The 9148-nt window shown below is 66.3% G+C and carries 23 protein-coding genes; all 23 read left to right on the forward strand.

The annotated features are described in order from the left end of the window. The first annotated feature begins 71 nt into the window (after nt 1–71). The 23 genes from OG326_RS24080 (at nt 72) to OG326_RS24190 (ending at nt 9136) form a co-directional block, all read left to right on the forward strand. Entirely contained in the window at nt 72–449 is a 378-nt protein-coding gene (locus OG326_RS24080; RefSeq protein ID WP_327139379.1) for a hypothetical protein, read from the forward strand. Then, nucleotides 442–666, forward strand: coding sequence for a hypothetical protein (locus OG326_RS24085; RefSeq protein WP_327139380.1), 225 nt, complete (start codon nt 442–444; stop codon nt 664–666). The genes OG326_RS24080 and OG326_RS24085 overlap by 8 nt, the downstream gene beginning before the upstream one ends. Beyond that, on the forward strand, nt 659–1297 hold the full coding sequence (locus tag OG326_RS24090; RefSeq protein WP_327139381.1) for a hypothetical protein: 639 nt from the start codon (nt 659–661) through the stop codon (nt 1295–1297). The genes OG326_RS24085 and OG326_RS24090 overlap by 8 nt, the downstream gene beginning before the upstream one ends. Next, entirely contained in the window at nt 1290–1562 is a 273-nt protein-coding gene (locus OG326_RS24095; protein ID WP_327139382.1) for a hypothetical protein, read from the forward strand. The genes OG326_RS24090 and OG326_RS24095 overlap by 8 nt, the downstream gene beginning before the upstream one ends. Next, nucleotides 1555–1683: a hypothetical protein gene (locus OG326_RS24100; protein ID WP_327139383.1), complete on the forward strand. Its 129-nt coding sequence runs from the start codon at nt 1555–1557 to the stop codon at nt 1681–1683. The genes OG326_RS24095 and OG326_RS24100 overlap by 8 nt, the downstream gene beginning before the upstream one ends. Further along, entirely contained in the window at nt 1673–2041 is a 369-nt protein-coding gene (locus tag OG326_RS24105; protein ID WP_327139384.1) for a hypothetical protein, read from the forward strand. The genes OG326_RS24100 and OG326_RS24105 overlap by 11 nt, the downstream gene beginning before the upstream one ends. Then, nucleotides 2034–2411: a hypothetical protein gene (locus OG326_RS24110; protein ID WP_327139385.1), complete on the forward strand. Its 378-nt coding sequence runs from the start codon at nt 2034–2036 to the stop codon at nt 2409–2411. The genes OG326_RS24105 and OG326_RS24110 overlap by 8 nt, the downstream gene beginning before the upstream one ends. Continuing rightward, nucleotides 2404–2781 carry a hypothetical protein gene (locus tag OG326_RS24115; RefSeq protein WP_327139386.1) on the forward strand — a complete coding sequence of 126 codons (378 nt, stop codon included), beginning with the start codon at nt 2404–2406 and terminating at the stop codon, nt 2779–2781. The genes OG326_RS24110 and OG326_RS24115 overlap by 8 nt, the downstream gene beginning before the upstream one ends. Beyond that, nucleotides 2774–2986 carry a hypothetical protein gene (locus OG326_RS24120; RefSeq protein WP_327139387.1) on the forward strand — a complete coding sequence of 71 codons (213 nt, stop codon included), beginning with the start codon at nt 2774–2776 and terminating at the stop codon, nt 2984–2986. Before OG326_RS24115 ends, OG326_RS24120 begins: the two co-directional genes overlap by 8 nt. Further along, nucleotides 2979–3281: a hypothetical protein gene (locus tag OG326_RS24125; RefSeq protein ID WP_327139388.1), complete on the forward strand. Its 303-nt coding sequence runs from the start codon at nt 2979–2981 to the stop codon at nt 3279–3281. Before OG326_RS24120 ends, OG326_RS24125 begins: the two co-directional genes overlap by 8 nt. Beyond that, nucleotides 3274–3864, forward strand: coding sequence for a hypothetical protein (locus OG326_RS24130; protein WP_327139389.1), 591 nt, complete (start codon nt 3274–3276; stop codon nt 3862–3864). Before OG326_RS24125 ends, OG326_RS24130 begins: the two co-directional genes overlap by 8 nt. Beyond that, nucleotides 3857–4810, forward strand: coding sequence for a hypothetical protein (locus OG326_RS24135; protein WP_327139390.1), 954 nt, complete (start codon nt 3857–3859; stop codon nt 4808–4810). Before OG326_RS24130 ends, OG326_RS24135 begins: the two co-directional genes overlap by 8 nt. A gap of 189 nt (nt 4811–4999) precedes the next feature. Further along, the gene (locus tag OG326_RS24140) at nt 5000–5404 is read left to right on the forward strand and encodes a hypothetical protein (protein WP_327139391.1); all 405 of its coding nucleotides are present in this window, start codon (nt 5000–5002) and stop codon (nt 5402–5404) included. Next, entirely contained in the window at nt 5397–5804 is a 408-nt protein-coding gene (locus tag OG326_RS24145) for a hypothetical protein (RefSeq protein ID WP_327139392.1), read from the forward strand. Before OG326_RS24140 ends, OG326_RS24145 begins: the two co-directional genes overlap by 8 nt. After that, nucleotides 5794–6132 carry a hypothetical protein gene (locus OG326_RS24150; protein ID WP_327139393.1) on the forward strand — a complete coding sequence of 113 codons (339 nt, stop codon included), beginning with the start codon at nt 5794–5796 and terminating at the stop codon, nt 6130–6132. The genes OG326_RS24145 and OG326_RS24150 overlap by 11 nt, the downstream gene beginning before the upstream one ends. Continuing rightward, the gene (locus tag OG326_RS24155; protein ID WP_327139394.1) at nt 6125–6472 is read left to right on the forward strand and encodes a hypothetical protein; all 348 of its coding nucleotides are present in this window, start codon (nt 6125–6127) and stop codon (nt 6470–6472) included. The genes OG326_RS24150 and OG326_RS24155 overlap by 8 nt, the downstream gene beginning before the upstream one ends. Then, nucleotides 6465–6728, forward strand: a complete 264-nt coding sequence (locus OG326_RS24160; RefSeq protein WP_327139395.1) for a hypothetical protein — start codon at nt 6465–6467, stop codon at nt 6726–6728. Before OG326_RS24155 ends, OG326_RS24160 begins: the two co-directional genes overlap by 8 nt. A gap of 98 nt (nt 6729–6826) precedes the next feature. Beyond that, nucleotides 6827–7300, forward strand: a complete 474-nt coding sequence (locus OG326_RS24165; protein WP_327139396.1) for a hypothetical protein — start codon at nt 6827–6829, stop codon at nt 7298–7300. After that, on the forward strand, nt 7293–7799 hold the full coding sequence (locus OG326_RS24170) for a hypothetical protein (protein ID WP_327139397.1): 507 nt from the start codon (nt 7293–7295) through the stop codon (nt 7797–7799). The genes OG326_RS24165 and OG326_RS24170 overlap by 8 nt, the downstream gene beginning before the upstream one ends. Continuing rightward, on the forward strand, nt 7792–8025 hold the full coding sequence (locus OG326_RS24175) for a hypothetical protein (RefSeq protein ID WP_327139398.1): 234 nt from the start codon (nt 7792–7794) through the stop codon (nt 8023–8025). Before OG326_RS24170 ends, OG326_RS24175 begins: the two co-directional genes overlap by 8 nt. After that, a complete protein-coding gene (locus OG326_RS24180) occupies nt 8018–8254 on the forward strand; it encodes a hypothetical protein (protein WP_327139399.1) in 237 nt (78 codons plus the stop codon). The genes OG326_RS24175 and OG326_RS24180 overlap by 8 nt, the downstream gene beginning before the upstream one ends. Next, nucleotides 8251–8433 carry a hypothetical protein gene (locus tag OG326_RS24185; protein ID WP_327139400.1) on the forward strand — a complete coding sequence of 61 codons (183 nt, stop codon included), beginning with the start codon at nt 8251–8253 and terminating at the stop codon, nt 8431–8433. The genes OG326_RS24180 and OG326_RS24185 overlap by 4 nt, the downstream gene beginning before the upstream one ends. Nucleotides 8434–8761: 328 nt before the next feature. Then, a complete protein-coding gene (locus OG326_RS24190) occupies nt 8762–9136 on the forward strand; it encodes a hypothetical protein (protein WP_327139401.1) in 375 nt (124 codons plus the stop codon). Nucleotides 9137–9148: the final 12 nt, after the last annotated feature.

Here is a 9148-nt window from a genome sequence, read left to right on the forward strand (position 1 = left end):
CGTCAACCTCCTGCCCTCCGGTAGCGCACAACTCCCGACCCCCAGGATCGAAACCATCCCCGGAGTCGAACATGCCTGAGCAGGACAACACCCACACCCCGCTCGAAGCCGCGCTCATCGCTGCCTGCGCTGCGGCCCTCGCCCACGGTGTCGATGCCAGCATCACCCCGGCCGACTTCGGCATCCAGCGCAGCGCCGCCGGATTGACGACCGCCACCTACGTCGACTCGAGCCACGCGGTAACCGTGGTGGTCAACAGCCATGGCCAGACCACTTTCGGTATCGCCGATCTGGATTGGATGCACTGGCCTGACCTCGATGTCGATGATGACGAGGGCTGCACCGTCTGCCATCCGGACCGCTCCGAGGCCACGCACTTCCGCGGTGTGCCGGTCGAAAACTTCTACCTGCCCGGAGACGCACCCGCACCGGAGGCGGCTCATGTCTGACCACTCCGCCCGCACCGCAGACGGCGCGCGCGACACTGTCGCCCTCCTGGAAGCGCTCGTGCGCAACGACGCTGTCGGCGCGCAGTCGATAGTCGACCACTGCGACCCGATGCCTACGGTCTTCTGCCTCGCGTCCGCCTGGGTGGCGCTGGTCGAGCATCAGGGCCTGGACGCGGGCGAGCTGATCGAGACCATGCGGCGGTCCATCCATGCTTGACCGGGATCCCGTCGCCGAGGGGTGCCGTGCCGCGGCAGCCGACGAATACACGCTCGTGCGCGCCTCGTACATAGCGGGACTGCTCGATGAGCTGGAGCAAGCCCGCGCCCGTGTCGATTTCCTGACGTCCGAATGCGACCCGGCCGTCATCATCGCCCAGGCGGTCGTCGAGCAGCTCGACAAGCTGGCCGGTCCGGCGGTGATCCGTGAGACGCGGGCGTACTCGCGGCAGGTTGTAGCCGAGCGTGACGAGGCCCGAGCCCGCATCGCCGACCTGGAGGAGCAGGTCAACAAGGACGTCATGGTCAAGGGCATGTGGGTCAAGCGCGCCCAGCTGCCCGCAGTGTGCGCAAGCTACATGGTCACCAGCGAGACCAACCTTCGTGTCGCCAACGACGCAAGGGCACGGCTGGAAGCGGCCAACGCCCATATCGCCGAACTGGAGGCCGCGCACTCCCCGCTCGGGCATGTCGTTGTCGCGGTCGTCGAGGGCCGCGGGCCGTTCATCCACGGCGACCACCGGCAGGTGATGACGGCAGCCGACGCGATCCGGGCCGTGGGCCGGTCGGACTTGCCTCGCGGCATGACCTTGAAGCTGTGCGCGCTGCGGGAGGTGAGCGACCGTGGCTGATCGCCTTTCCAATGAGCGACTGGCCGGATTTGCGAAGGACTCCAAACGGCTCGGCATCCACGACGCTGCGTCCGCCGGCGAGGAGCTCCTGCAATTGCGCAGCCTCGTAATCGCCTTCACCGACTCAGGAGCCTGCTGGCACGACCACCACGGCGGATGCCAAGCACACGGATACCTGAGGCTCGAGCCCGGAGAGCTGTGCCCGCACGCCGTAGCGAAACAGCTGATAGCCGAGTGGGATTCAGAGGTGAAAGACCATGCCTGACCACGACCCGGAGGAGTTCGGCGTCATCGCCCCGACCCTCGATGAGTGCGATGACGAAGAGACCACCATGGCCGACAGCGACGGCCGAGACCCGTTCGGAGGCTTCGACGATGGCGAGTGACCGCGACACTCTGGCCGACCTGATCGACGATGACGTCACCCGTCAGGTCGAGGTGCATGCCAGCTACATCTCCCACCTCGAACAGCATGAGCTCGCAGACGCCGTGATCGCTGCAGGCTGGCGTCCAGCCGCCCGGGTGATCACCGACCCCGCCGAGCTGGATGCTCTGCCCGCCAAGGCTGCTGTGATCACACCGCAGGGCTGGGTGTTTCAGGCAGCGGCGTGGCCGAACTGGATGCCGGGATCGAGGCGGTGGTCTCAAGCATTCGATGTCGTGTCGGTCACCGCGGACTACGTCATCGCCTGCGCGGACTCCGTGACCGTGCTGTGGGAGCCGGAGGCGGACAGCCATGGCTGACCACGAACCCGAATGGTCGAACCCCGGTGAAGCTCTGATAGTCGGCCGCCGCATCCTCACCGAACGGGGCATAGACATCGGCGCCGCGAAGCTCGCGTTCAAGTCGAACCACCCGCAGGTGGCAAACGAGTGGATCGAGACCGCGATCTCGCTGAAGGTGGCGGCCTTCTCTCGGCGGCGGCCGCCGTACACGGTCGACTCCGTCGCTGTGCAGATGGCCGACAGTGATGGCGCATACCCGTGGTCCGGGCCGGTGGGCAATGGGCTGACGTTGGACTACTACCGGGGAAAGTTCCGCGACTACGCCCGCGACGAACTGTTCCTCATGCGGCAACTCGGCATTCTCGGTGAGGACGCAGACCATGCCTGACCAAATTCTCATCTCCGATGACCGCCTGTCCCGGTGGGTCTCGTACGTCGATCTCCCGGTGGGTGACGAGTTGCTACGGGCGTTCGACGCGATGGCAACAGAGCTACTTGCCGGCCGCAGCCGCACCGCCTGGCTGGAGCGGGAAGTCGCTGACGCCGCGGTGATCCTGCGCAACATGAACGCCCATATCGATGAGGTGCTAGCCCGGAACCTGGAGATCGCCGCCCCGTTGGTCGCATTGCGTGACTTGGCCACCGGGTGGGCTACACAGGGCACCGACTACGACGAGGAGACCGAGCAGCAGATCGCCGATGGCCGTGCGGTTATCGCAATCCTCGATGGGCAGCCGGAGGTCACCGACCATGTCTGACACCGCGCCCAAGCACGAGTGCTACCGCTGCACCCGCCGTGGTCCTCGCCGCTTCACCCGGGATACGACCGGCTGGCGGTGCACCTCGGCGTCCGCGTGCGCCGACCGGCGCCTGCGCCGCGCCGACCTGCTCGCCGGTGAACGCAAGATCCCCACCCGCTACCTGCCCGGAGACGCACCCGTATCGGAGAAACCCCATGCCTGACCAAGACCTCATCACCCCCGACCCGATTCCCGACGAAGAGCTACGCGCCGCTACCGAGAACGGCTGGGCACCGTTCGGGGCGCGGATGGCAGCCGAACTACTCGCCGCCCGCGCTCGTATCGCCGAGCTGCAGACCGACTGGGCTGCTCTTGGAGAGGCCCTCGACAAGATCGCCCGCTACGCCCAGCCCGACGAGGACGGCACATGGACCGACTCGGATGGCCTGCTCGAAGGCATCGGCAACGCCGTCGAGGCGACCGGCCGCAAGGTCTGGGAGGCGGACACCGATGCCTGACCGATTCATGACCGACCGGCAATACCGGCTCGAGCGGCTCGGCGAGATGAACGAGCGGGAACTCATCGAGCTCTCGGACGAGCTGTGCGCCCGCATCGCCGAACTGCAGGGTGAGCGGGTCGCCGACGAATTCGGCATTCAGAGCCTCGCCACGGAGAACGGCGTCGCCACCCTTACCACCGTCCCCACCACGGAGCAGGCCAGGGAACTCGTGCTCACGATGAGCCTCGCCTGTGGCCGGATGCTCGATGACGACCAGGCGCAGAACTACATCGAGTTCGAGGCATCACCAGCCAATCGGCCGGGCTACATCGTGCATGTCCGCCGGGCAGGGGGACCGTCCCCGCACACGCTGCGCCGCGACGCCGAGGCCCGTGCCGAGCATGCGGAAGCCCGCGTCGCCGAGCTGGAGCAGCAGGCAGTCACCTTTCACGACCAGATGGAACACCGGCTCGACAACCACCGCGCCACCTCGACCCGCCTCGCGAACGGCGACTACAAGAACCCGGTCCGGCAGGGATACGACCGCGCCCTCACCGAAGTGCTCGCCATGCTCACCGCCGAGGCGGCCGACCATGCCTGAGCTGACCCGAAAGCACCTGGAGCACTTCGCGTTCAACGGGCACACCGCTGTGCCCGATGAGGTGGCGGCCATGGCCAAGGAGCTGATGGATGGCCGTGCGCGGATTGCCGAACTGGAGAAGACCTGCCAAGGGTGGTCCGACGCGCACGAGATATCCAAAGCGAACCACCGGGCGCGTGTGTCCTACCTCTCGGCTCGCAGAGCCGAGCTGGAGGCGTGGAAGGAACGGCAGATCGCCCAGGGTCGCCGGGCCATCACGGACCCGCACAGATTCCGCCGCATTTTCGACCCGGAGCAGCCGGACTTGGCGATCGTCATCGACACCGTGCTCGATGAGAGAGACGCGCTCCGCGGCCGTACCGCCGAGCTGGAGGCGGCGCTGGCAAAGGCCCACGCCGGCATCGCCGATGCCAGTACTGCGATCGGAGTTGCTGCCGAAGATGTCGCACAGTCAGATGCGGTGGTGACCGCAGGCCGCGTCCGCCTCGCCGAGCTGGAGGCCGAGCAGCGCGCGATCGGCGAGATCGTCTGCGTGACTATGCCGAGTCAGCGCGGGCGTGGTGCTGCCGGAGTGGGGGCGTTGGTGAACCGGATCGCCGAACTGACGGGGGAGCGCGACAACATCCAGGAGACCTTCCGCCAATCCCGGCAGCTCTCCGCCGAGGACCACATGCAGCTATCCGAGGAACGCGACATTGCCGAGGAGAAACGCGACGAAGCGCGCGCCTGTTTTGCCGAGCTGGAGGCCGCGGCCAAACGCGTGCCGGTCGGATACATCACCGCCTACCGCAACGCCGATGGCGAATGGTCCATCGAATTCGATGGCGCGCCTTGGGCCACGAGCGAGGAAGCGCGGGCGGACCTCGTGGACGCGGTAGAGCACTGCCTGCCCGGTTTGACGTGCCGCACCCTCACCATCTACGACGAGGAGATTTGGGATGCCTGACCGAGATCGCATCACTGAAATCCAGGATGGCGAGCCTATGGATCCGCACCCACCCGGCGGCTATGTGTCCACCTCGTGTCGTCATGCCATCGAGCGCCCAGACCTGCACGACCGCTGTCGGCTCATATGCAAGTGGTGTAGCCAGTCTTGCCGCTGCTCCTGCCATGAAACCACCGAAGGGAAGCGGCCATGCCCGAACAATTCCTGATCCCCGATGACCGCCTGTCCCGCTGGGTCTCCTACGTCGATCTCCCGGTGGGTGATGAGTTGCTGCGGGCGTTCGACGCGATGGCCGCAGAGCTGCTGGCCGCCCGCGGCCGCACCGCGTGGCTGGAGCGGGAAGTCGCTGACGCCGCGGTGATCCTGCGCAACATGAACGCCCATATCGACCTGTTGCAGGCCGACAAGCTGGAGATCGCAGGGCCATTGGTCGCGTTGCGTGAACTGGCCGACGGGTGGGCCACGCAGGGCAACGACTACGACGGGGACGCCGAGCAGCAGATCGCCGATGGCCGTGCGCTTTTGGCGATCTTGGAGCGGCCTTTCGAGGACACCGACGAACCCACCACCCAGGAGAACGAGATCCATGCCTGACCAACCAACCGAGACACTGCACACCGTCCTCGAAGACACATGGGACGACGGCAATGCCGCTGGCCTTGATGGCTGGGTCGGGCCCGGGCGCGGTACTGAGCCGGTCGACGCCGACGCGATCTTCCGCCGCGATCGGGCGACGACGAATGCTCTGGCCAATCTCGCTGGCTGGCGTCCACCCGCCCGCATCATCAAGACCAGCAAGGATCTGAATGCGCTCCCTCCCGGCTCGCTCGTTCGCGTGCAGTCGGAGACCTATGACGCGATCTGGCGCAGCAAAGTGTCTATCGGATGGTGGTGGTGCGCTGACACCGACGAGAGCGCGTTCAGCGAGCAGCTGCTGAAGTTCGGTCCGGTGACCGTGCTCTGGCAGCCGGAGGTGAGCACCGATGGCGAGTGACCGCGAATCCCTGGCCGCCCTGATCGAGGATCTCGGCGAGTGGTGCGGTACCGACGGCTGCGCGGGGATTCCCCGAGATGCCGACGAAATCGTTGCCGTGGTCGTCAAAGCTGGTTGGCGTCCAGCCGCCCGGGTGATCGAGACCGCCGCAGCACTCGATGGGTTGCCCGCCGACTCGGTCGTGCTCGACCCGGGTGGCGTGGCCTGGCAGCTCGACAGCGAGGGGCACAGATGGGCGTCCGCCTGCGGCGGCCCGCGGCGGGTGTACGTCGACGGTATCGACCTGCCCGTCACCGTCCTGTGGCAGCCCGAGGTGAGTCGTGGCTGACCCCACCCCGCTCGAGGCCGCGATCGTCGCCGCATGCGAATTCGCTGCCATGCACGGCGCCGACACCGCGATCCGTCCCGGCCAGTTCGGAATCCGCACCGACGACTGCGGGCTGACCACCGCGACCTACGTCGATGCCGACCATGCGGTCATCGCCTACATCGACCATCACGGCCACGTCCAATGCGGTGTCGCTGAAATCGACTGGGTGCACCTCGAGCCTGACGAGGACCGCGAGATCTGCGACTACTGCGAGGTCATCGACACCGACGACTTCCGACCTGTCGAAACCCGCTACCTGCCCGGAGACGCACCCGTATCGGAGAACGCACATGCCTGAAATTGATATCTATCCCGTCGGTGTGCTCAAAGAGCTGCTGTTCGCCTACCGGGTCATTGCCCGTGCCGGAATGTGGCGTGAGGGATGGACCCACCTCAAGCACATCCCGAAGATGTGGCGCAAGGCGAACGTCTGGAACGGCTACCACGCCGAACCCCTCGACGCGAGCCTGTGCACACGCGTCGGCCAAGGCTGGACGAAACAGCGCGCCCTCGCCGATCTGGTTCAGCACATGGCCGAGGTAGCTCATGCCTGACCGAGACCTCATCGCCGAGCTGGCCGCCGAACGCGCTCGCCTCGCTGAACTGAAGCGGTGGGCCGAGGACCTCCGGCGCGCACTGAACGGAGTTACCCATGACTGACCGAGACCTCATCGCCGAGCGCCAGTACATGCGCGACAGGCTCTTCGAGCTCAACGAGCGGGAGCTCGCCGCGCTGGCGGAGGAGCTCTGGGATCGTATCGCCGAGCTGGAGGGTGAGCGGGTCGCCGCCAAGGGTGAGGCACTGACGCAAACCGTCCGGGCGGACGGCCTCAACACGCTCGCCGAAAACTTCAGGCACATCCTCGGTAAGGCAGAGGAACGCATCGCCGAGCTGGAGCAGCAGGCCGGCCGCCGCATCGAGTTCCCCGAACAGCTTGCGGTGCTGCCGTTCTTGGCGATTGTTCGCGAGGTCATCCGCTCATCGCCCAGTGGTGCGAACTACGGCGCCGTCTGGGAGCGGCGCACATCCGGATGGGAGTGCATCGCGGGCAGCGTCGACGGTCGGACCGAGCCCAAGCTTCCGGTGCTCGTGCTGTGGCAATCGGAGGTGAGCGACCGTGGCTGAGCTGTTGACCGATGACGAACTCCGAGCCGTGGCCGACGACAAGGCCACGCCTGCCGCTGGAATCGCTGCGGAACTGCTGAGCCTCCGCGCCCGCATCACCGAGGTGGAGGGCATCTGCGCGAAGTGGGCTGACGCGCACGACAGATCCAAGGCCAGCCACCGCAGCCGGGTGAGCCAGCTTATGGGCCGCATTGCCGAGCTGGAGCAGCAAGCGCGTGACGAAGGTGCTTCCGTCGGTCGGCTGACCGATGCCCTGCGCACCGCCTGTACCGCAGGAGCCGACGCCAAGGCCTATGCCGCCGAGCTGGAGCAGCAGGCCGGCCAATCACTCGGGCACGTGATCGTGACGGAGGTCGAAGGGCGCGAGCCGTACATCCACGGCGACCACCGGCAGGTGATGACCGCAGCTGACGCGATCCGGTCCGTGGGCCGGTCCGATCTGCCGCGCGGCATGACCTTGAAGCTGTGCGAGCTGCGGGAGGTGAGCGACCGTGGCTAGGACCGCATGGAATTTCGGTACAGCACCACGGGACGTCAGCACGTTCGGATTCGTTGTCGCCGAGAACATTCGCGAATGCACTTGCGACTTCGGCTACTCGGAGTTCGGCCACGAGTGGGGCTGCGGGTACGACCCGATCGGCGACCTGGGCGAGAACTTCGATGCCGCGATCATGTGGGACTTCAGCTTCGTCGGCTCGCTGGCGGAGGTGACCACTCATGGCTAGCTACGAGCACCGGGAGGTGCAGCGAACCCGGTATGAGTGGCGTGTCCCTGGTGCCACCTACGGCGGTTGGGGTGCGGCGATCGCCGAAGTGCACAAGGCCATAGCGGCAGCCGAAACCCGGTACCGCGATGTGATGGGCAAGGACCCGACTCATGATGACTGGCTTCGTGTTTGGGCTGAGGACGACGACATCGTGCTCTGGTTCGAGTACCAGGAGAGTGACCGATGACCGGCCGCATCGTGGGCTATGCCGTCGCCCAGTACCAGGGCTCACTGTTCCCGCCCAACATCGACGACGTTCACCTGACCCGCGAAGGCGCAGAAGCAGACGTGGTCGCACTGAGCTTTGCGCAGGAGTGTGTCGACTATCGGATCTACGAGGTGCGGGAGGTGCCCGATGCCCGCTGAAGCAGCCTGCCGCTACTGCTGCCCGCATCTGAACGTCTGGCGCGGTCATTGCGTCTCGTGTGGTGCGACATGGGACCAGATCACCGAGCGGCAGGCGGAGGTACCGCGCGATGCCTGACCGCTTCGGAGAGCCCGAGACGCGGAAGAAGTGCCGCAACCCGAACTGTCGGCCGCCCGGGTGGCTCGGCACCGATGACGAGGGCCGGCCGATCCCGTGCATGGAGTGCAAGGACCACCTCCTGCACCGGCGGGACGTCAACGATTTCGCCGAGCGCACACCCAGCGCTCGAGCCCAGCAAGCAATCAACGCAGCCGAAAGCGAGAACCGATGACCACCTACCGCCGATTCATCGAGACCAACGACCACGAGGGTGAAACCTGGAACTTCTGGTTGCAGGTCGACGGCAACATGACCGCCCTCGCCATCCTCGGCGACCAGCTCGACAAGCTGAAAGCGCTGATGGACTGGCCCTTCGACCTCACCAGCGAGCAGCTGGACGAACCCGAAGTCGATCTGCTGATCCGCTTCGGCGAGTCGGGATACATGAACCAGCACAACAAGATCAACGGGTCACTCAGGCTCCCGGCCATCCTCGCCTGCGGCAACTTCACGGGCGTGACGTACGGGGACCTCACCGACGAGGTGACGGATCTGCTGTACAAGGGCGGCATCGAGAAGCTGTTCACCGGCGGTGCCGAATGAGCCAGCGCCCCA

This window comes from Nocardia sp. NBC_01327 (genome assembly GCF_035958815.1).
Lineage (GTDB): Bacteria > Actinomycetota > Actinomycetes > Mycobacteriales > Mycobacteriaceae > Nocardia.

Excerpts from the sequence above, each read along its gene's own strand:
- OG326_RS24165 (WP_327139396.1), top strand. The coding sequence starts at position 6,827 with ATGACTGACCGAGACCTCATCGCCGAGCGCCAGTACATGCGCGACAGG.
- OG326_RS24130 (WP_327139389.1), top strand. The coding sequence starts at position 3,274 with ATGCCTGACCGATTCATGACCGACCGGCAATACCGGCTCGAGCGGCTC.
- OG326_RS24125 (WP_327139388.1), top strand. The coding sequence starts at position 2,979 with ATGCCTGACCAAGACCTCATCACCCCCGACCCGATTCCCGACGAAGAG.
- OG326_RS24140 (WP_327139391.1), top strand. The coding sequence starts at position 5,000 with ATGCCCGAACAATTCCTGATCCCCGATGACCGCCTGTCCCGCTGGGTC.
- OG326_RS24185 (WP_327139400.1), top strand. The coding sequence starts at position 8,251 with ATGACCGGCCGCATCGTGGGCTATGCCGTCGCCCAGTACCAGGGCTCA.
- OG326_RS24160 (WP_327139395.1), top strand. The coding sequence starts at position 6,465 with ATGCCTGAAATTGATATCTATCCCGTCGGTGTGCTCAAAGAGCTGCTG.
- OG326_RS24150 (WP_327139393.1), top strand. The coding sequence starts at position 5,794 with ATGGCGAGTGACCGCGAATCCCTGGCCGCCCTGATCGAGGATCTCGGC.
- OG326_RS24180 (WP_327139399.1), top strand. The coding sequence starts at position 8,018 with ATGGCTAGCTACGAGCACCGGGAGGTGCAGCGAACCCGGTATGAGTGG.
- OG326_RS24115 (WP_327139386.1), top strand. The coding sequence starts at position 2,404 with ATGCCTGACCAAATTCTCATCTCCGATGACCGCCTGTCCCGGTGGGTC.
- OG326_RS24135 (WP_327139390.1), top strand. The coding sequence starts at position 3,857 with ATGCCTGAGCTGACCCGAAAGCACCTGGAGCACTTCGCGTTCAACGGG.
- OG326_RS24080 (WP_327139379.1), top strand. The coding sequence starts at position 72 with ATGCCTGAGCAGGACAACACCCACACCCCGCTCGAAGCCGCGCTCATC.
- OG326_RS24090 (WP_327139381.1), top strand. The coding sequence starts at position 659 with ATGCTTGACCGGGATCCCGTCGCCGAGGGGTGCCGTGCCGCGGCAGCC.
- OG326_RS24120 (WP_327139387.1), top strand. The coding sequence starts at position 2,774 with ATGTCTGACACCGCGCCCAAGCACGAGTGCTACCGCTGCACCCGCCGT.
- OG326_RS24110 (WP_327139385.1), top strand. The coding sequence starts at position 2,034 with ATGGCTGACCACGAACCCGAATGGTCGAACCCCGGTGAAGCTCTGATA.
- OG326_RS24100 (WP_327139383.1), top strand. The coding sequence starts at position 1,555 with ATGCCTGACCACGACCCGGAGGAGTTCGGCGTCATCGCCCCGACCCTC.
- OG326_RS24105 (WP_327139384.1), top strand. The coding sequence starts at position 1,673 with ATGGCGAGTGACCGCGACACTCTGGCCGACCTGATCGACGATGACGTC.
- OG326_RS24085 (WP_327139380.1), top strand. The coding sequence starts at position 442 with ATGTCTGACCACTCCGCCCGCACCGCAGACGGCGCGCGCGACACTGTC.
- OG326_RS24145 (WP_327139392.1), top strand. The coding sequence starts at position 5,397 with ATGCCTGACCAACCAACCGAGACACTGCACACCGTCCTCGAAGACACA.
- OG326_RS24190 (WP_327139401.1), top strand. The coding sequence starts at position 8,762 with ATGACCACCTACCGCCGATTCATCGAGACCAACGACCACGAGGGTGAA.